Raw genomic sequence first — 19200 nt, 5'->3', positions numbered from 1 at the left:
TTGGGCCGCGGTCCGACGTTGGTACCGGCATGGCCAGATACGACACGATACTCGACACGATCGGCGGTACGCCGCTGGTTCGGCTCGGCAAGCTCGCGCCGGCGGGCGTCAACGTCTACGCGAAGCTCGAATCCTTCAACCCGCTGGGCTCGGTGAAGGACCGCATGGCGCGCGCGGTGATCGAAGACGCGGAGCGCTCGGGCAAGTTGCGGCCGGGGCAGACCGTGATCGAAGCGACCAGCGGCAATACCGGCATTGGCCTCGCGATGGTGTGCGCCTGCAAGGGCTATCCGTTCGTCGCGGTGATGGCGGAGAACTTCAGCGTCGAGCGGCGCAAGCTGCTGCGCTTCCTCGGCGCGAAGGTCGTGCTCACGCCGGCGGCCGACAAGGGCTCGGGCATGCTCGCCAAGGCGGTCGAACTCGCCGATGCGCACGGCTGGTTCCTGTGCCGGCAGTTCGAGAATCCGGCGAACGCCGAAGTGCACATGCGCACGACGTCGAAGGAAATCCTCGCCGACTTCGAAGGCGAGCGGCTCGATGCGTTCGTCACCGGCACGGGCACGGGCGGCACGCTGCTCGGCGTCGGTCGCGTGCTGAAGGCGACGGATCCGCGCATCCGCATCGTCGTCGCCGAACCCGACAACGCGCCGATCCTCGCCAGTCGCACGCCGCAACCGCGCGATGCGTCGGGCGCGCCGAGCCGCAGCCATCCGAACTTCCAGCCGCACCTGATCCAGGGCGTCACGCCCGATTTCATCCCGCGCCTGACCGAAACCGCGATCGCCGAACATCTCGTCGACGAGATCGTGTCGGTCGCCGGCAACGACGCGCTGCGCCTGTCGCGCGAACTCGCCACGCGCGAAGGCATCCTCGCGGGCCCGTCGAGCGGCGCGATCCTCGCCGCCGCGCTCGACGTCGCGAATCGCAGCGCGCCCGGCGCGAACATCGTCTGCATGCTGCCCGACACCGGCGAGCGCTACATGTCGACGCCGTTGTTCGAGAACATCCGCGAAACGATGGACGACGACGAGAACGCGATCTCGCACTCGACGCCCGGTTATCGCTTCGATCGTGCGCAGGCGCCGCCACCGGCCTGTCCCATCGATCGACCGCCGCCGCGCGAAGAACCGCTCGACGCGCAGGCGGTCGCGTTCGTGCACGACATCGTACGCGACAAGCCCGTCGTGCTGTTCGCGCTGGAGTGGTGCGAGTTCTGCTGGGCGGTGCGCAAGTTGTTCGCGCGGCTGGGCATCGAACACGAAAGCGTCGACCTGGATTCGGTCGCCTACCAGCGCGACGATCGCGGATTGAAGATCCGCGCGGCGCTACGCGCCGAGTTCGCGCCCACCATCCCGCAGATTTTCATCGGCGGCGAGCGCATCGGCGGCTGCACGGAGTTGTTCGACGCGATGCGCAGTGGCGAGATGCAGCGTCGTCTCGACGCGGCGGGCGTCGACTACGACCATTCCATCAAGCTCGATCCCTACACGCTGCTCCCCAACTGGGTGCACCCGCGCGAAACCGCGTGAAGTTCAGCGCGACAGGAAACGCACGAGCCGATCGACGAAACCCGTGTACGGCGGACGCAGCAGATCGGTCGCTGCCCAGCGCGATTGGCGGAACACCGGCAACAGCTTGCTGAACGTGTCGAAGCCGGTCTTGCCGTGGATCGCGCCCATGCCACTCGGGCCGATGCCGCCGAAGGGCAGCGTGTCGACCGCGAAGTGCACCAGCGTGTCGTTCACCGACACACCGCCGGACAGGTTCGCATCGACGATGCGTTCGACCGTCGCGCGATCGTTGGAGAACGGATACAGCGCGAGCGGGCGATCATGCGAGGCGATGTAGGCGAGCGCGTCGTCGATGCGCGCGTACGTGCGCACCGGCAGGATCGGTCCGAAGATTTCGTTGCGCATCACCAGGCTGTCGTCGGGCGCGTCGAGCACGAGCGTCGGCGGCAGCAGGCGTTCGGCGCGCATGCGCTGCGCATCGACATCGATCAGCGGCAACACTGCCGCGTCGCGCGCGCGCGCATCGTCGAGCCACGACTGCAGCCGATCGAACTGCGCGGTGTTGATGATGCGCGTGTAGTTCGACGCATCCGACAGATCGCCAAAACGCGCGCGCACCTGCGCACGCAACGCTTCGACGAACGCATCGCGCCGCGCCGCATCGACCAGCGCGTAGTCCACGCCGATGCACGTCTGCCCCGCGTTGAACCACTTGCCGCTTGCGATGCGCGCCGCGGCGAGTTCGAGCGGAAAATCCGGCGCGACGACGGCCGGCGCCTTGCCGCCGAGTTCGAGCGTCACCGGCGTGAGGTTCGGCGCCGCCGCGGCCATCACCTTGCGGCCGACCGCGGTCGACCCGGTGAACAGCAGATGGTCGAACGGCAACGCGGAAAACGCCGCGCCCACTTCGGCGCCGCCCAGGGCGACCGCCACGCGATCGGCGGGAAACACTTCCGCGAGCAACTCGCGCAGGAACGCGCTCGTGCGCGGCGTGTGTTCCGATGGCTTGAGGAACACGTGGTTGCCTGCCGCGATCGCGGAAACCAGCGGCACCAGCGCCAGGTTCACCGGGTAATTCCAGGGACTGATGATGCCGACGACGCCGACCGGCGCCGGCCGCACTTCCGCGCGCGCGGGCCAGAACTTCCAGCCGACGCCGACGCGCCGCGGCTTCGCCCAACGGCGGAGCTTGCGGCGCGCGAGGTCGATCTCGGCGAGCGTGACCATCGCCTCGGAGATGAGGTTTTCGTGCGGCGACCGATGACCGAAGTCCGCGCTGATCGCCGCGTCCATCGCTTCGAGCCGTCGCGAGAACGCCGCGCGCAGGCGGCCGAGGTCGGCATGGCGCTGCGCAAGGCTCGGCTTGCTCGCGCGCCACGCGGTGCGCAGGCGCTCGAGGACGGGCGCGAGTTCCGCTTCGGCGGCGAGGGGGCGGCTGTCGAGGCCGTCGAGGGGAAGCACATCGTTCATGCGGGCAGTGTATGCCCGCCACTTCGTACTTTCGTGCTCGGTAGAATCATCGCCATGCCAGTCCGCCCCTACCTCGACCAACTTCCCGTCCTCGGCGAGCGCGTCTACGTCGATCCCGCGGCCCAGGTCATCGGCGATGTCGTCCTCGGCGACGACGTGTCGATCTGGCCCGGCACCGTCGTGCGCGGCGACGTCAACTTCATCCGCATCGGCGCGCGCACCAACGTGCAGGACGGCACCATCGTGCACGTCAGCCACGACGGACCGCACGCGAAGCTCGGCGGCTTCGCGACCGTGATCGGGAGCGACGTGACCATCGGTCACAAGGCGATCGTGCATGCGTGCCGCATCGAGGACGCGGTGCTGGTCGGCATGGGTGCGATCCTGCTGGACGGCGCGGTCGTGGAGAAGCACGGCTTCGTCGGTGCAGGTGCGCTCGTCGCACCCGGCAAGGTCGTCGGCAGCGGCGAACTCTGGCTCGGCAACCCCGCGAAGAAGGTGCGGATGTTGTCGGACGCCGAGATCGAAGCGCTGTACTACTCGGCCGGCCACTACGTGCGCCTGAAGGACCAGTACCTCGCCGGCGCGCTGGAGATCGACGCGCGCTGAAGCGATCAGTCCGCGGTGACCAATGCGTCGTGCCGCGCGAGCAGGCTGTCGTACACCGCATCGGTTTCCGGGCGCACGCCGTGCCAGAGCGCGAAGCTTGCCGCGGCCTGTTCGACCAGCATGCCGAGGCCGTCGACCACGTCGTGGCAGCCCGATGCGCGCGCCCACGCGAGGAACAGGATCGCGACTTCGCCGTAATTGAGGTCGACCGCCGCGCAACGTGGGCCGATGATCGAACGCGGCAACGACGGGATGCCGCCGTCGCGCGCGGCCGAGGTCGCGTTGATGATCAGGTCGAACTCGCCCATCGACGGCAGGTCCTGCAGGTAACGCGGATGCACGCGGCCCGGTTCGCCGAGCGCATCGGCCAGCGCATCGCTGCGCTGTGCGGTGCGATTGACGATGTACAGGTCGCCGATGCCCGCATCGAGCAGCGCCGGTGCGACGCCGCGCGCCGCGCCGCCCGCGCCGAGCAACAGCGTGCGTCGCGCGCGCAGATCGAGCGCGTGTCGATCGGTGAGGTCGCGCACCAGGCCCGCGCCATCGGTGTTGTCGCCGTGCCAGGTGTCGCCGTTGCGCACGAGCGTGTTGACCGCGCCGGCGCGGCGCGCGCGCTCCGTGAGGTCGTCGCACAACGAGAATGCGGCCTGCTTCAATGGCAACGTGACGTTGGCGCCGACGCCGCCGCGCGACGCGAAGTCACCGAGCGCGTGCACGAACTGCCCGGGCTCGGCATCGATCGCCGCATAGTCGACCGGGATGCCGGTCTGGCGGCCGAATGCGGTGTGGATCCTGGGGGAGAGGGAATGCGCGACCGGATGTCCGAACACCGCGTAGTGCTTGCTCATCGCCGGGTTCCCTCGTTGGTGTCCCTGGAATGTGTCGCGCCCACCTCGCCGGGTGGGCTGCACCGTATCTGACGGCGGCCCGCCCGGCGTGCGGCCACGCAGGGCCGCCTTCGGCCCGAATGTCGCATTTCCCGCATTCAAGCCGCGTCGAAATCGCAGGCGGTCCGACGGACGCGTTGCCGCCGGACGACGTCCGGTCAGCTTTCGCGCAGCCAGCGCGCGGCGTCGAGGGCGAAATAGGTCAGCACGCCGTCCGCGCCGGCGCGCTTGATCGACGTCAGCGCTTCGAGCACGCAGCCGCGCTCGTCGAGCCAGCCGTTGCCGATGGCGGCGCGCAACATCGCGTACTCGCCGCTCACCTGGTAGGCGAACGTCGGCGCGCCGAACTCGTCCTTCACGCGACGCACGATATCGAGGTACGGCAGGCCCGGCTTGACCATGATCATGTCCGCGCCTTCCTCGAGGTCGAGCGCGACTTCGCGCAGCGCTTCGTCCGAGTTGGCCGGATCCATCTGGTAGGTGAACTTGTTGCCCTTGCCGAGCGCGCCCGACGAACCCACCGCATCGCGGAACGGGCCGTAGAAACTCGACGCGTACTTCGCGCTGTAGGCGAGGATGCGCGTGTGGATGTGTCCGTCGAGTTCCAGCGCGCCGCGGATGGCGCCGATGCGGCCGTCCATCATGTCCGACGGCGCGACCACGTCCGCGCCTGCGCGCGCATGCGACAGCGCCTGCTTCACGAGCGCTTCGACGGTGTCGTCGTTGACGACGTAACCGCTCTCGTCGACGAGGCCGTCCTGGCCGTGCGAGGTGTAGGGATCGAGCGCGACGTCGGTGATCACGCCGAGGTCGGGGAAGTTCTTCTTCAGCGCGCGCACCGCGCGCTGCACGAGGCCGTCGTCGTGCCACGCCGCTTCGGCGGTGAGCGACTTGGCGTCGGGTGCGGTGACGGGGAACAGCGCGAGCGCGGGGATGCGCAGTTCGCTCGCCTGTTCGGCGACGCGCAGCAGTTCGTCGATCGACACGCGCTCGATGCCCGGCATCGAGGCGACCGGCGCGCGGCCTTGCAGTTCGTGCACGAAGACCGGGTAGATCAGGTCGTTCGCGGTAAGGACATGCTCGCGCATCAGGCGGCGCGAGAACTCGTCGCGACGCATGCGCCGCGGGCGGACGAAGGGGTAGGTCATGGGGACGCATGATACGCCCCCAAGAGAAGACCCTCCCCCGCGAACGGGGGAGGGTCGGTGCGACGGAGCGTTCCGATCAGCCCCTGTTGATGCAGGTGGACAGCGCGCTCGCCTGCCCGCTGGTGATCAGTCCGGCGCTGCTCAAGCGGTCGCGATAGGCCCGCATCGCGTTGAGGTACGCACCACGATTGGCCGACGTCGCGGCGACCAGGTTGTTGGTGGCCACCACGTTCGCGCCGATGATCAGGCCGGCGTCGTCGACGATGTCGATCGTCGTGTTGCAGCCGTTGATCACGGCGTTGCCCGGGTTGAGCCGCCAGCCCGTGTCCTGCAGCAGGTTGGCGCTGATGTCGATGTTCAACGCCGCGTTGAGCGAATCGTTGATCGCAGGTTCCATCAGCGCGTTCGGCGCGAGGTCGGTGTCGTAGTGCGACCCCGTCGAACCGGGTTGGACCGGGTTCGGCGCGAAGAGCCGCGGACGGCCGAGGTCGTCGGCGCCTTGCAGCTTCGTGGTGTCGATGACGAAGGCGACCGTCACGCCGCTGGCCTGGCGGAGCAATGCGCCGTCGGGTTGCGTCACGCTGATCGCCGGGATCGTCACCGCCGGATCGGTACCGCCCATGCCGGGCGGGGGCGTGCCGGCGGCATTGTTCGCGACGATCAGGCCCGTCGCCCCCGCGGCCTGCGCGACCGCAGCCTTCACCACGAACCCGCACCCGCCGCGATCGACCAGCGCGATGTTGCCGGCGACCGCGCCCGCGTTGGTGTACGCGGTGCAACCGTCGGTCGTCGACGGCCCGGCCGTATTCGCGGCGTCGGCGGCGTTGACGACGCTGCCGCCGAAGTTCGCCGGCGACACCGTCGCGCCGAAACTCGCGGTGCCGTACGCGTACGTGCCGGCGATCGCCGCGGGCGCGGTGACGCGGAACGACTGGCGATCGTCGAGCACCAGCGCAGCACCCGCGCGCGCACTCGATCCGGTGAACACCAGGTTGCCGTAGTTGATCGCAGACGCCTTGCGCTGCGGCTTGTTCATCTGCGGCCAGAACTGGCCGGTGCTGTTGTCGAAGGTGAAGCGCGAATAGACGTCCGCGATGTTCGACTGGAACGCGCCGCTCGATTCGTCGACGAAGTTCTGGAAGCCGAGCCCGTGGCCGAACTCGTGCATCACCACGTCGAGGAAGTTGATCTGCCCAGCGGGCGTGTTGCCGTCGAGCCCGTAGTAGAAGTTGAAGTCGCTGCTGAACTGCGAGCCGATGTCGGTGAAGCCCGGGTTCAAGTCGGTGCCGGTCAGCGCATCGGCGAGCGCGCTGCTGTACCAGGTGTCCTGGAACGGGAACTCGGGTTCGTCGCGGAAGATGAAGGTCGCGCCCGCGGAACCGAGCACGTTCGCACCCAGCGGATTGAACTGCGCACCGACGAACACCGGTACGTCGCTCACGAGCACCTGGCCCCAGAGGTCGGCGGCGAACTGCGCGACGATGCGGCGTTGCGCACCGCGCGTGGTGCCGGGATTGCCGGCGACGGGCGCAACGGCCGTGGTGTCGTTGTAGCCCTCGTTGTTGCCGTCGGCGTACACGGGGACGATTTCGGCGGCGTTCGCCAAACCGAAGAGCGCGACGCCGATGGCGACGGAAAGAGTGAGGAGGGACTTATTCATTGGGCAGGCCCTCCGTCTTCGTCGCCGGCGCTTCGCCTTCGGATTCGGTGAGCTGCACGTTGCCGTTGGCGTCCTTCGCGACGCCCAGCGTGCTCCACAGTTCGGTCGGCACGCGCACGGCGGATCCGCCGGACTTCGTGCGGAACAACGTGGCGTCGGCCTGCGCCATCGTCTTCGGCTGCTTGCCGATCGCAGCGTTGGGGTTCTTCGCGATCGCGGCCGCTTCGGCCTGCAGGCGTGCCTTGTCTGGATTGGCGGCAAGCGACGCGGTGGCGACGCCGGCGCCGGCCAGTGCAATGCCGGCCAGCAACATCATGTTCGTGCCCTTCATGGGGGATTGCCCTCTTGCTCGACAGGTCGGCGGAGGATGCGCGCGAGCCGTTGATCGGCTCAAACGCGTGGACCAGCCTCACAAGGGGTTTTCACGCGGCGCACACGCACGTGACCGGGGCACGAAAAAAGAATCGGCGCCCGAAGGCGCCGATCCGTGTTGCAGCGATCGCGGTGGCGATCAGTTCTTGGCGAGGCTCGTGATCTTGCCCGCGCACTGCATCACCTTGCCGCCTTGGCGACCGGTGATGAGGTTGGCGGCGAGCAGGCTGTTGCGATAGGCCTCCATGCGCGCCATGTACGCGGTCTTGTTCGCCGACGTCGCCGCGATGAGGTTGCTCGTCGCGATGATGTTGGCGCCGACGATCAGGCCCGCATCGTCGATGATCGTGACCTCGGTGTTGCACCCGTTGATGTACGCCGGACCCTTGTTCAACGTCCAGCCCGTGTCCTGCAGCAGGTTGGCCGAGCTGTCGATGAACATCGCCGCATTGAGCGAGTCGTTGATCGACGGTTCCATCAGCGCGTTCGGCAGCAGGTTCGTGTCGAAGTGCGAACCGGACGAGCCGGGCTGCACCGGGTTCGGCATGAACAGGCGCGGGCGACCCGCGTCGTCGGCGCCCTGCAGGCCCGTGCCCGTGGCCTGGATCGCCGCGACCACGCCGCTGTTGCCCTTCACCAACGCGCCGTCGGCCTGCGAGAGGCTGATGGTCGGGATGGTGATCGCCGGATCGTTGCCGCCCAGGCCCGGGGCCGGGCCCGCCGCGTTGTTCGCGACGATCACGCCGGTCGCACCCGCGGCCTGCGCGTTGAGCACCTTGACGACGAAACCGCATGTGCCGCGATCGACGACCGCGATGTTGCCGGCGACGGCCGCGGCATTCGTGAACGGCGAGCAGCCGTCGGTCGTGCTCGGACCCGCTGCATCCGACGCGTCCTGCGAGACGACCACGTTGCCGTGGAAGTTCTGCACGCGCGCGGTCGGGCCGAAGCCCGCGGTGCCGTACTGGTAGTTGCCCGCGATCGCCGGCGGGGCCGAGATGTTCAGGTGCGTGCGCGGATCGAGCACGAGCGGCGCGGCCGCGACGGTCGACGCACCCGTGAACACCACGTTGCCGTAGTTGACGCCCGACGCCTGGCGCTGCGCGATCGACATGTCCGGCCAGAACAGGCCTTGGGTGTTGTCGTACGTGTAGACCGAATAGATGTCCTTGATGCCGGCGAGGAACGTGCCCTGCGCTTCGTTCTCGAAGTTCGCGAAGCCGAGGCCATGGCCGAACTCGTGCATCACCACGTCGAGGAAGCTGATCTGCCCGGCCGGCGTCGCGCCGTCGAGGCCGAGATAGAACGTGAAGTCCGACGAGAACTGCGAGGTGATGTCGGTGAAGCCCGGATCCAGGTCTTCGCCGGCCAGCGCGTCGCCGAGCGCCGCGTTGTACAGCGTGCCCTGCATCGGGAAGTTGGGGTGGTCGTACCAGGCCTGGGTCGAACCCGCGGAACCGAGCACGTTGGCGCCGAGCGGATTGAACTGCGCGCCGACGAAGATCGGCACGTCGCTCTGCAGGATCGCGCCCCAGAGATCGGCGGCGAACTGCGCGACGATCTGGCGCTGGATGCCGACGGTGGCGCCCGGGTTGCCGGCGACGGGGGCCGCTGGCGTGGGGTCGTTGTAGCCTTCGTTCGGACCGTCGAAGTTGACGGGGACGACTTCGGCGGCGTGCGACATGCCGGCGATCGCGACGCCCAGGGCGACGCTGAGTGCGAGGATCGACTTATTCATTGGGCAGGCCCTCCGTGGTCGCTGCCGGCACCGAATCGCCCTCGCCATCGACGATGCGCTTGTTGCCGTTCGCATCGGTCTGCACGTAGAGCGTCGGCCACAATTCGGTTGCAACGCGAACGCCTTCGGCGCCCGTCGTCGACTTCAGGCGCATGGAGTTCGCATCCGCCATCGTGCGCGGCTGCGGAAGCGCCTTCTTGTGGTTCTCCTTGACCTTCGCGGCCATTTCTTTCTTCTGCTGGCCCGTGAGTGCGGGCTTTGCCGCCCACGCCATCGTGGTTGCGCAGACCAGCGTCACGCCGGCCAACGCCAGAGTCGACTTCAACTTCATTGAGGAACCCCTTCGTCCTGAAAAAAGACGACAGTCGCGCGGCCGGTGGAATTGGGGAGACCGGCACGCAAATCCGAACTTCATGGAGTCGATCGGAGAGCCACCGGTGCTGTCGAGGGAACGGCGGCCTGGTCCGAGGATGCGCAGAGTTCCCCGCTGAGCTCAAACGTTCTCGCGCGTGCGTACTGAACGATTCACGTGAGGTCTGTGAGGTACTGCGCGGTTCTCGCGCGTGCCATCACGTGGGCGTAACGAATGCACGCCGACGAGCGGTCCGTGTCGATGGATCAACGGATGCGTATGGCGCGAACGTGACTGCGTCAGATGACGCCGAACCCCAGGTTCAGCCGCACCGCAGCAACGACGACGACGATCAGGTTGAGCATCAGGCCCGCCTTCGCGCGACCGTTGCTGCCCTTGTCACTGAGCATCACGCCGATCGCGGCGATCACCGCACCGACCGCGGCGAACGGAATCACGAGCCAGTTCGCCCAGCCCACCAGGGGGATGAACGCGATGAGCATCAGGAACATCGCGACGATGCCCCACAACAGACTGATCAGACCCATCGTTCTTCGCTCCAGTGGTTGGCGTCAGAGGACGCCGTCGATTTCGACGCGCAGCTCGCGCCGGCAGATCGCAGCATGCAACAACACGCGCGGCACGGACACGTCCAGGTGCTCGGCGAGCGCCTGTTCGATCAGCGGCAACGCGTCGGCGTCGCGCACGTAGACCTTCAGGCGCGACTGCGGGCCGAAGCGTTGCGGCAATTCCGGGCGCACCGCGCGGGCCGCGGCGATGAGGCTCTCGAAGTTGGCGAACGTCTCGGCCAGCTGCGATTCGACGCAATCGTGGTGGCGCGACTCGTGTCCGACCACCGCCGCCGTGCCGGACAGCAACAGGGGCATGTCGTGCGAGGGCGGCACCATCGCCCGCGCGAAGCTCGGCGACTGCGGGCCGTACTGGCGCGGATAGCGATACGCGCTCACCTGGCGCGGATTCTCGACCGGCGTGCCCGGCGTGCGCCCGGCGAGCCAGTACACCTGCAGCGTGCGGTTGCCGTCGCGGCGGCCGATCGCGGTCGCGGCGGGCAACGTGCCGATCGTGACTTCACCGAGGCCCGCGGCGCGGCCGACGCAGAAGCGGCGATAGCGTTCGTCGTCGCCTGCACCGTCGGTGATCGCGTCGAGGTAGTTCCAGCTGCGCAGCAGGTGCGGGAAGCCGCGCGAACGTACGAACGCCGACATCGCTGCGTACGCTTCCGCGCTCGCGGCTTCGAGGCCGACGCCGTTCTCGTCCACCTCGATCCAGCCGAACTGGAGCGTGTCGTCTTCCGCGTAATGCACCGCGCCGTGCACGCCGACATGCACCGGTCCGTGCGAACGCCAGACTTCGAACGGTGCCGCGCCGTGCGGATGCAGCGGCACGCGCAGGTAGCGCGGGTCGTGGTGTGCAGGGGCGGCGTCGCCGAAACCGAACACCGCGAGCGTGTCGGGTTGCGCGAGCAGCAACGCGAGCGATGCATCGCTCGCATCGTTCACGTAATCGACGCGCAATTGCGGCGCGTGCGCGAGGGGTCGGACTGCGCTCACGGATTCCCCGGCTGCAGGGTGTCGCCGTCGACGGACACGCCGACCTGGCGCTTGCGGCGCAACCAACCGTTGAACGCCTGGGGCGCGAGTTGCAATGCGGTGAGTGTGTAGATCATGCGGAACAATCGCAGGCGCCGGAGCACCTTCCTGTTGTCGAAGACGTCGCCGGCGAGCATGGAGATCACGGCCTGTTCCACCTGCCACACGTTGCGCGGATTGTTGAACAGGTGGCGCATGACCGGCGTGGTGAAGCGGTAGATGAACCACTGGAAGTGTTTCAGGCCGCGCTTGAGGCGCTTTTCCATCGCGCGTTGCAGGGCGGCCTCGCGCGCGGGTTCGCGCAGCGCGCCGTCCACGACGTCGGCGGCCTGTTCGGCGCTGTTCATGCCAAGGTACACGCCCGAGGAGAACACCGGATCCACGAACGCATACGCATCGCCGACCATCACCCACCCGGGTCCGGTCATGCGCGAGCACGTATACGAGTAGTTGCCGGTGACGTGCACGGGCGCCACGCGTTCGGCGCCGGCCATGCGGTCCCATGCGGCCGGCTCGGACTCGAGCGTGCGCAGGAGGAAGCCCTCGTTGTCGCCGCGGCGGGTCTTCAGGTATTCGGGGAAACACACCGCGCCGATGCTCATCACGTCGTTGCGCAACGGGATCAGCCACATCCAGCCGTGCGCGAACCGCTGCACGGTGATGTTGCCGGCGTCCTCGCCGTCGCGGCGCGTCACGCCGGTGAAATGGCTGAAGATCGCGGCCGACTGGTGCAGCGCGTTCTTCTTCTTGAGCTTGAGCTGCGCGCCGATGAGCGTGTCGCGCCCGCTCGCATCGACGAGGTAACGCATGCGCACGCGCAGTTCGCGGCCATCGGCGTCGGTCGCGATCGCGGCATGAGGACGCCCGTCGGCGCCGAATTCGATGCGCTCGACCTTCACCTGCTCGCGCGCGTCGACGCCGCTGGCCTTCGCGTGTTCGAACAGCAACTGGTCGAACTCTTCGCGCTTGACCTGGAACGCGTAGCCGAATCGCGCGTCGATCGCGCGGTCGAAGCGGAAGGTGTTGTAGTTGACGTCGTCGACCGGAAACTCGGCACCCGGCTTGTGCGTGCCGATGGCGCGGACCTGTTCGAGCACGCCCAGGCGCTCGAGGATCGGCAGGTTCATCGGCAGCAGCGATTCGCCGATGTGGAAACGCGGATGGCGCGCCTTTTCCAGCAGCAGCACGCGATGGCCGCGACGCGCCAGCAACGTGGCCGCGGTGCTGCCCGCCGGGCCGCCGCCCACCACCAGCACGTCGACGTCGAGGGTCGCGGCGGGGCCGGGCGAGGAGGCTGGGGAATCCATGACGGGCGGCATGATACCGCGCGACCGTGCAGGACCGTGGACAGGCCCGCGCGGCTAGAATGCCTGCAACACCCGCAGCCCCTGGTCACGAGAAACGCCGATGTCCCTGCTGAGCCCCGCCGAACGCGACCTTGCCGAGCTGCTCGTCGAAAGCCTGAACCTGGAAGGGGTCGAGGCGGCGAACATCGATCCGGACGCGCCGCTGTTCAACGAAGGCCTCGGCCTGGATTCGATCGACGCACTCGAACTCGCGCTCGCGATCTCCAAGAAGTACGGCTTCCAGCTGCGTTCCGACAACGACGCCAACCGCCGCATCTTCGCGTCCTTGCGCGCGCTGTCGGCGCACGTCGAACAACACCGCGCGGCTTGAACGCCGTGCCGCTCGCGCGGCTGCTGTTGCTGCTCGCGTATCCGGTGTTCGCGCACCTGGCGAGCCTGCGCGAAGACGGGACGTTCGCGGCGCTCGCGCTCGCCGACCTCGTCGTCCTCTGTCTGCTCGAACCGCTCGTGCGGCTGCGCCCGTGGGCGTGGATCGCGACGATCGCGACATGCGCGGGGCTCGCGTTCTTCGCGCGTTCGCCGCTGATCCAGTTGCCGCTGTTGCTGGTGCCGCCGGCGTTCGTCGCGCTGATCGCGTGGACGTTCGGCCGCACGTTGCGCGAAGGCCGCACGCCGCTGATCACGCGCATCGTGTGCGCGATCGAAGGCGAGACCGCCGATCGGCTCGCCCCCGAGCTGCGCGACTACACGCGCAAGCTCACCGCGACCTGGGCCGCGGTGCTCTCGGGCCTGGCCGTCGCCAACCTGCTACTCGCGATGTGCGCGGTGCCCGGCGGCCTGCTCGACAGCCTCGGGATCGCGCCACCGGTCGCGGTGTCGCACCAGGCCTGGTCGTGGTTCGCCAACATGCTGAACTACGGCGTCGTCGGCGGCCTGTTCGTCGGCGAATATTTCCACCGGGTGCGCCGGTTCCCGGGGCGCTACACGAGTTTCTTCGACTTCCTCCGCCGCATGGCGCGGGTCGGTCCCGCCGTGTGGCGCGGGCTGCTGCGCGATTAGCTGCACGCCGCCGCCGTGGGCCGCGTGAGATGATCCGCGCCGCACGACTCAGGCCCGCCCGTCCCATGCAGTTCGCCATTCCGCACGATCACCCGAGCCTGCCCGGCCATTTTCCCGGGCGCCCGGTCGTGCCCGGCGTGGTGGTGCTGGATCGCGTGATCGAGGCGATCGAGGCGCGGCACGGGCCGCTGGGTGCGATGCGCCTGCCACAGGTGAAGTTCGTGCAGCCGTTGTTGCCGGGCGAAGTCGCGGACATCGCCATCGAGCCCGGCGCACCCGAAGGCGGCGCCGATCGCTGGCGCTTCTGCGTCACGCGCGACGGCGCGCCGATCGCCGCGGGCGAAGTGGTGCGCGCATGAGCACGCACTGGAAGGAACGCCCCGAAGGCGGCGGCTGGTTCGCGATCTGGTTGATCCGCACCATCGCGCGGCGCGGCGGCCGCGTCGTCGCGCGCGCGTTCCTGTATCCGATCGTCGCGTATTTCCTGGTGATGCGCGGACCGGAACGCCGCGCGTCGCGCGCCTACCTCACACGCGCGATGGGCAAGCCGGCGCGCCTGCTCGACGTCGCGCGCCACATCCACACATTCGCCTCGACCATCCTCGACCGCGTGTTCCTGCTCGGCGAAGACATGCGCCGCTTCGACGTGCGCGTGCAGGGCGTCGACCAGTTGCACGAAGCGCTCGATACCCACGGCGGCGTGCTGCTGTTCGGCTCGCACCTGGGCTCATTCGAAGTCCTGCGCGTGCTGGCGCGCGCGCGTCCCGACGTGCCGCTGCGCGTGGTGCTGGAGAAAGCGCACAACCCGGCGATGACGCAGTTGCTCGATGCGCTGAACCCGGAGATCGCCGCGACCGTGATCGATGCGAGCCAGGACGGCCCGTCGGTCGTGCTCGCGATCCAGCAGGCCATCGCCGAAGGCGCGATCGTCGCGCTGCTGGTCGACCGCATGCATCCGGGCGAAGGCGCGTATCCGGTGGAATTCCTCGGCGCGCCCGCGCCGTTGCCGAGCTCGCCATGGCTGATCGCTGCCGTGCTGCACGCGCCGATCGTGCTCGCCTTCGGCCTGTATCGCGGCGGCAACCGGTATGAACTGGTCTTCGAGCCGTTCAGCGGGCCGATCAGGATCAAGCGGCAGGATCGCGCACAGGTGCTGGGCGACATGGCCCGCCGTTACGCCGCGCGCCTGGAACACCACGCACGCAACGCGCCGTACAACTGGTTCAACTTCTACGATTACTGGCAAGCCACCGGAGCGCCCTCGGATGACCAGCCGCAAGCAACGACGCGCGACGGCCTGCCTGCTCGCCCTGCTGGCGATGCCGTGGATGGCGGCGTCGGCCGCGCCGCCTGAAGCCTCGGTGCCCGCGTCGGCGATCGATGCGGGTTGGATCCTGTCGAAACTCACGCGCCCCGCGCCGACCCACACCGACTTCGTCGAGGTGCGCGGCTCGAAGCTGCTGAAGGCGCCGCTGCGCATCGAAGGCCAGTACAGCCGGCCCACCGACGACACGCTCGTGCGCGCGGTGCATGCGCCGTACGCGGAGACGACGACGATCCGCAACGGCGAAGCGCGCATCGAACGCAACGGCAAGGTACGCACGTTCTCGCTCGATCGCGCACCCGAGTTGCAGGGCCTGCAGGCGAGCTTCGGCGCGATGCTGGCCGGTGATCGCGACCTGCTCGAACGTTTCTACGAAATCGATGCGAGCGGCACGCGCCAGGCCTGGTCGCTGCAGCTGGTGCCGCGCGACAAGGCACTCGCCGCGAAGGTGCGCGACATCGTCCTGCACGGCCGCGGCGCGGAACTGCGCTGCATCGAAACGCGCCCGGTGCAGGGCGACATGCAACGCACGCTGCTCGCGGGCGCCGCGCGCAGCGCACGCGGCACCACCAGCGCCGACAAGCTCGCCGCGCTGTGCACGGCGCGATGACCGACGCGCCGTTGCGACCCGCCGCGCGGATCGCGCTCGCCGCGTCGTGGCTCGCGATCCTCGCGATCGCGGGCTGGTTCATCGCGCAACACCTGCACCTGAGCGGCGACCTGCGTCGCTTCATGCCGGCGCCGCGCACCGCCGAACAGAAGTTGCTGATCGACGAACTCGGCGAAGGGCCGGGCTCGCGGCTGCTGCTCGCCGCGTTGTCGGGCGCGGACGAGGAAACGCTCGCGTCGCAATCGCGCGCGCTGCGCGCGGCGCTCGCGGACGACAAGCGCTTCACCTTCGTCGCCAATGGCGAAGGCGGCCTGGAATCCTTCCCCGATCGCTTGCGTCCGTATCGCTATCTGTTGTCACGAACGCTCGACACCGAACGCCTCGACACCGATTACCTCGCCGACCAGGTCCAGTCGCGCGTCGCCGACCTCGGTTCGCCCGCGGCCGCGATGATCGAACCGCTGGTGCCGAGCGATCCGACGCTCGAAACGCTCGCGCTCGCGGAAAGCTGGGCGCCGGGCACCGCACCGCATCGCGTGCATGGCGTGTGGTTCGATCGCGGCGGCGGGCAGGCGTTGCTCGCGATCCAGACGCGCGCGCCGGGGTTCGATCCCGCTGGCCAGGCGGATGCGGTGGGCGCGATCAACGCGGCGTATGCGGAAGCGCGGGGCGATGCGCCCGGCCGCCTGTCGATGACGGGGCCCGGCGCGTTCTCCGTCGAAATCAGCGGACGCACCGAACGCGAAGCGCGCTGGATCGGGTTCATCGACACGATCGGCCTGCTGCTCCTGTTGTTCGTCGCCTATCGCAACTGGAAGATCCCCGTGCTCGGCGCATTGCCGCTCGCGAGCGCGGGACTCGCCGGGCTGGGCGCGGTCGCGTTGCTGTTCCGCGACGTGCACGGCATCACCATCGCGTTCGGCTTCACGCTGATCGGCGTGGTGCAGGACTATCCGATCCACTTCTTCAGCCACCAGCGCACCGGCGTGCAGCCGTATGCGAGCGTGCGCGCGCTGTGGCCGGCACTCGCGACGGGCGTGGCGTCGACGTGCATCGCGTACGCGACGTTCTTCGTGTCGGGCGTCGACGGGCTCGAACAACTCGCGGTGTTCACGATCGTGGGCCTGGCGACGGCTGCGTTGTCGACGCGCTTCCTGTTGCCCGCGCTCGTCGATCCGGACCTGCGCGATCCCGCGACGTCGCAATGGCTCGAACGCCTGCGCGCGTGGGTCGCGCGCCTGCCGCAACCGCGTGCGGCGGTGTTCGGACTCGCGCTCGCAGCCGCCGCGGTTGCTGCGCTCGCACCCGGTCCGTTCTGGCAGAACGATCTCTCGCGCCTCACGCCCGTGCCGCCCGATGCGCTCGCGCAGGATGCGCAGTTGCGCCAGGAACTCGGCGCACCCGACGTGCGTTACGTGATCGCGCTGACGGGACGCGATGTCGAAGATGCGTTGCAACGCAGCGAACGCCTCGCCGCGGGCCTGGAAGGCGCGCGCGCGAAGGGTTGGCTCGCGGGCTTCGAACATCCCGCGCAATTCCTCCCGAGCCAGCGCACGCAACGCGAACGCCAGGCGCGTTTGCCGGAACCCGAGGCGCTGCGCAAATCGCTGGACGTCGCGGTGAAGGCCTCGCCGTTCCGCGACAGCGCGGTGTTCGCGCCGTTCCTCGCCGATGTCGAAGCCGCGCGCCACGCACGCGTGCTGCAACCGAAGGACCTCGAGGGCACGCCGTTGCAGGTGCGCCTCGACGCGTTGCTGCTGCGACGCGACGGCCACGCGACCGCGCTCGTGTCGCTGATCGGCCTCGCCGCGCCGGACCAGGTGGCCGCGATCGCCGAACGCGCGGGCGGCCAACTCGTCGACCTCAAGGCCGCCTCCGAATCGCTCGTCGCCGCCTATCGCCAGCGCGTGTTGTGGGCGCTGGGCCTCGCCGCGCTGCTGCTCATCGCGGCGGTCCGCATCGCGCTGCGTTCGTGGCCGCGCACGTGGCGCGTGCTCGCGCCGATGGCGGTGACGACGCTGGTGATCCTCGCCGTGCTGCGCGCGCTGGGCGTCGAGCTCACGCTGTTCCATCTGGTCGCGTTGATCCTCGCCGCGGGGCTGGGCCTGGACTACGCGTTGTTCTTCGAACACGCGGGCGACGATCGCCACGAGCAAGTGCGCACGTTGCACGCCGTGCTGGTGTGCAGCGCGATGACGTTGCTCGTATTCGCACTGCTGGGGTTGTCGTCGATCCCCGTGCTGCGCGCGATCGGCGCGACCGTGACGCTCGGCGTCGTCGGCAACTTCGTGCTCGGCCTGTTGATCGCAAGGCATCCGCACAAGGAAGTCGCATGATCGGCCGCGAGGTCATCGAATCGCTCGTGCCGCACGCCGGCGCGATGTGCCTGTGGGATGAAGTGATCGCCTGGGATGCAACGCGCGTCGAACTGCGCAGCAATGGTCACCGCGACGCCGCGCATCCGCTGCGCAGCGGCGACCTGCTGCGCGCCGTGCACCTGTGCGAATACGGCGCACAGGCGATGGCCGTGCACGGCGGCCTGCTCGCGCGAGAACGCGGCGGCGTCGCGCCGCCCGGCATGCTCGTCGCGCTGCGCGGCGTCGAATTGCACTGCGCGCGCATCGACGACCTGCCCGGTCCGCTCGAATGCGACGCCGAAGCGTTGATCGCGAGCGACGACGCGCAGCAATATCGCTTCGCCATCCGCCACCGCGGCACGCTGCTGGCCGAAGGCCGCGCCGCCGTCATGCTTCGACAGGAGCCAGTGCCATGACCCAGCGACGCGCCCTCGTGACCGGCGGCAGCGGCGACATCGGCGGTGCGATCTGCCGGTGGCTCGCGGCCGACGGGGCGCACGTCATCGTGCATGCGAACGCGAACCTCGCGCGCGCCGAAGCCGTCGTCGCGGACATCCGTGCCAACGGCGGCAGCGCGCAGGCGATCGCGTTCGACGTCGCCGACGAAGCCGCATCGCGCCAGGCGATCGACACGCTGCTTGCCGATGGCCCGATCCAGGTCGTCGTGAACAACGCGGGCATCCACGACGACGCACCGCTCGCCGGCATGTCGACCGAACAATGGCGTCGCGTCATCGATGTCTCGCTGCACGGTTTCTTCCACGTGACACAACCGCTGCTGCTGCCGATGGCACGCACGCGCTGGGGCCGCATCGTGAGCGTGTCGTCGGTCGCCGCGGTGCTCGGCAATCGCGGACAGGCCAATTACGCCGCGGCGAAGGCCGCGTTGCACGGCGCGAGCAAATCGCTCGCGCGCGAGATGGCCTCGCGCAACGTCACGGTCAACGTCGTCGCGCCCGGCGTGGTCGAAGGTGCGATGGCCGCGGAGGCGTTTCCGCCGGAAGCGATCAAGCAGATGGTGCCCGCGGGCCGCGCGGCGAAACCGGACGAGATCGCCGCGGTCGTGGCGTTCCTCTGCTCGGAGGACGCGAGCTACGTCAACGGGCAGGTGATCGGCGTCGACGGCGGCATGACGTAAGCGGGAATGCTGTCACCAGGGGCGACGTAATCGGGAATGACGTAAGCG

At 68.8% G+C, this 19200-nt stretch carries 20 protein-coding genes and 1 pseudogene; 11 read left to right on the top strand and 10 right to left on the bottom strand.

Annotation, left to right across the window (positions count from 1 at the left end):
* Nucleotides 1–29 precede the first annotated feature (29 nt).
* Both cysK and LK996_RS07915 read left to right on the top strand, forming a co-directional pair.
* Nucleotides 30–1028: pseudogene (cysK, locus tag LK996_RS07920) on the top strand (cysteine synthase A); the annotation flags it as partial.
* Nucleotides 1017–1529 (top strand): glutaredoxin, encoded by a 513-nt coding sequence (locus tag LK996_RS07915; RefSeq protein ID WP_230526872.1) that lies wholly within the window; start codon nucleotides 1017–1019, stop codon nucleotides 1527–1529. The pseudogene cysK and the gene LK996_RS07915, both read left to right, overlap by 12 nt.
* A gap of 3 nt (nucleotides 1530–1532) precedes the next feature.
* Here the strand turns inward: LK996_RS07915 and LK996_RS07910 are convergent, their stop codons facing one another.
* Nucleotides 1533–2981 (bottom strand): coniferyl aldehyde dehydrogenase, encoded by a 1449-nt coding sequence (locus tag LK996_RS07910; protein WP_230526569.1) that lies wholly within the window; start codon nucleotides 2979–2981, stop codon nucleotides 1533–1535.
* Between the two features lie 54 nt (nucleotides 2982–3035).
* Between LK996_RS07910 and LK996_RS07905 the strand changes: the two genes are divergently transcribed.
* Nucleotides 3036–3590, top strand: a complete 555-nt coding sequence (locus tag LK996_RS07905; protein ID WP_230526568.1) for a gamma carbonic anhydrase family protein — start codon at nucleotides 3036–3038, stop codon at nucleotides 3588–3590.
* 5 nt (nucleotides 3591–3595) lie between these two features.
* Here the strand turns inward: LK996_RS07905 and aroE are convergent, their stop codons facing one another.
* The 9 genes from aroE to LK996_RS07860 all read right to left on the bottom strand — a co-directional run bounded on the left by aroE (nucleotide 3596) and on the right by LK996_RS07860 (nucleotide 12664).
* A complete protein-coding gene (gene aroE, locus LK996_RS07900; protein WP_230526567.1) occupies nucleotides 3596–4438 on the bottom strand; it encodes a shikimate dehydrogenase in 843 nt (280 codons plus the stop codon).
* A 197-nt stretch (nucleotides 4439–4635) separates the two neighbouring features.
* Nucleotides 4636–5625 (bottom strand): porphobilinogen synthase, encoded by a 990-nt coding sequence (gene hemB / locus LK996_RS07895; RefSeq protein WP_230526566.1) that lies wholly within the window; start codon nucleotides 5623–5625, stop codon nucleotides 4636–4638.
* Between the two features lie 76 nt (nucleotides 5626–5701).
* The gene (locus LK996_RS07890) at nucleotides 5702–7285 is read right to left on the bottom strand and encodes a PA domain-containing protein (RefSeq protein WP_230526565.1); all 1584 of its coding nucleotides are present in this window, start codon (nucleotides 7283–7285) and stop codon (nucleotides 5702–5704) included.
* The gene (locus tag LK996_RS07885) at nucleotides 7278–7616 is read right to left on the bottom strand and encodes a hypothetical protein (RefSeq protein ID WP_230526564.1); all 339 of its coding nucleotides are present in this window, start codon (nucleotides 7614–7616) and stop codon (nucleotides 7278–7280) included. Before LK996_RS07885 ends, LK996_RS07890 begins: the two co-directional genes overlap by 8 nt.
* A 180-nt stretch (nucleotides 7617–7796) precedes the next feature.
* Nucleotides 7797–9395, bottom strand: a complete 1599-nt coding sequence (locus tag LK996_RS16630; RefSeq protein WP_305068721.1) for a PA domain-containing protein — start codon at nucleotides 9393–9395, stop codon at nucleotides 7797–7799.
* Complete coding sequence (locus LK996_RS07875; protein WP_230526563.1) at nucleotides 9388–9726, bottom strand: hypothetical protein; 339 nt, start codon at nucleotides 9724–9726, stop codon at nucleotides 9388–9390. The genes LK996_RS16630 and LK996_RS07875 overlap by 8 nt, the downstream gene beginning before the upstream one ends.
* A 320-nt stretch (nucleotides 9727–10046) precedes the next feature.
* On the bottom strand, nucleotides 10047–10295 hold the full coding sequence (locus tag LK996_RS07870; protein WP_230526562.1) for a hypothetical protein: 249 nt from the start codon (nucleotides 10293–10295) through the stop codon (nucleotides 10047–10049).
* Between the two features lie 24 nt (nucleotides 10296–10319).
* Nucleotides 10320–11318, bottom strand: coding sequence for a chorismate transformation FkbO/Hyg5 family protein (locus LK996_RS07865; RefSeq protein WP_230526561.1), 999 nt, complete (start codon nucleotides 11316–11318; stop codon nucleotides 10320–10322).
* The gene (locus tag LK996_RS07860; RefSeq protein WP_230526560.1) at nucleotides 11315–12664 is read right to left on the bottom strand and encodes an NAD(P)/FAD-dependent oxidoreductase; all 1350 of its coding nucleotides are present in this window, start codon (nucleotides 12662–12664) and stop codon (nucleotides 11315–11317) included. The genes LK996_RS07865 and LK996_RS07860 overlap by 4 nt, the downstream gene beginning before the upstream one ends.
* A 100-nt stretch (nucleotides 12665–12764) precedes the next feature.
* Between LK996_RS07860 and LK996_RS07855 the strand changes: the two genes are divergently transcribed.
* From LK996_RS07855 to fabG, 8 genes are all read left to right on the top strand, one after another.
* Entirely contained in the window at nucleotides 12765–13034 is a 270-nt protein-coding gene (locus LK996_RS07855; RefSeq protein ID WP_230526559.1) for a phosphopantetheine-binding protein, read from the top strand.
* Between the two features lie 5 nt (nucleotides 13035–13039).
* Nucleotides 13040–13723 carry a COG4648 family protein gene (locus LK996_RS07850; RefSeq protein ID WP_230526870.1) on the top strand — a complete coding sequence of 228 codons (684 nt, stop codon included), beginning with the start codon at nucleotides 13040–13042 and terminating at the stop codon, nucleotides 13721–13723.
* Nucleotides 13724–13788: 65 nt separating this feature from the next.
* A complete protein-coding gene (locus tag LK996_RS07845) occupies nucleotides 13789–14082 on the top strand; it encodes an ApeI family dehydratase (protein ID WP_230526558.1) in 294 nt (97 codons plus the stop codon).
* Nucleotides 14079–15077 (top strand): lysophospholipid acyltransferase family protein, encoded by a 999-nt coding sequence (locus LK996_RS07840; protein ID WP_343225855.1) that lies wholly within the window; start codon nucleotides 14079–14081, stop codon nucleotides 15075–15077. Before LK996_RS07845 ends, LK996_RS07840 begins: the two co-directional genes overlap by 4 nt.
* The gene (locus LK996_RS07835; protein ID WP_305068720.1) at nucleotides 14989–15657 is read left to right on the top strand and encodes a LolA-related protein; all 669 of its coding nucleotides are present in this window, start codon (nucleotides 14989–14991) and stop codon (nucleotides 15655–15657) included. Before LK996_RS07840 ends, LK996_RS07835 begins: the two co-directional genes overlap by 89 nt.
* Nucleotides 15654–17993: an MMPL family transporter gene (locus tag LK996_RS07830; RefSeq protein WP_230526557.1), complete on the top strand. Its 2340-nt coding sequence runs from the start codon at nucleotides 15654–15656 to the stop codon at nucleotides 17991–17993. The genes LK996_RS07835 and LK996_RS07830 overlap by 4 nt, the downstream gene beginning before the upstream one ends.
* Nucleotides 17990–18430: a hotdog family protein gene (locus LK996_RS07825; protein ID WP_230526556.1), complete on the top strand. Its 441-nt coding sequence runs from the start codon at nucleotides 17990–17992 to the stop codon at nucleotides 18428–18430. The genes LK996_RS07830 and LK996_RS07825 overlap by 4 nt, the downstream gene beginning before the upstream one ends.
* Nucleotides 18427–19152, top strand: a complete 726-nt coding sequence (gene fabG / locus LK996_RS07820; RefSeq protein ID WP_230526555.1) for a 3-oxoacyl-ACP reductase FabG — start codon at nucleotides 18427–18429, stop codon at nucleotides 19150–19152. The genes LK996_RS07825 and fabG overlap by 4 nt, the downstream gene beginning before the upstream one ends.
* Nucleotides 19153–19200 lie beyond the last annotated feature (48 nt).

This window comes from Noviluteimonas lactosilytica, assembly GCF_020866925.1.
Taxonomy (GTDB): Bacteria; Pseudomonadota; Gammaproteobacteria; order Xanthomonadales; family Xanthomonadaceae; genus Noviluteimonas; species Noviluteimonas lactosilytica.
Note: the sequence above shows the minus strand (reverse complement) of the source record. Positions and strands in the feature narration are given on the sequence as shown.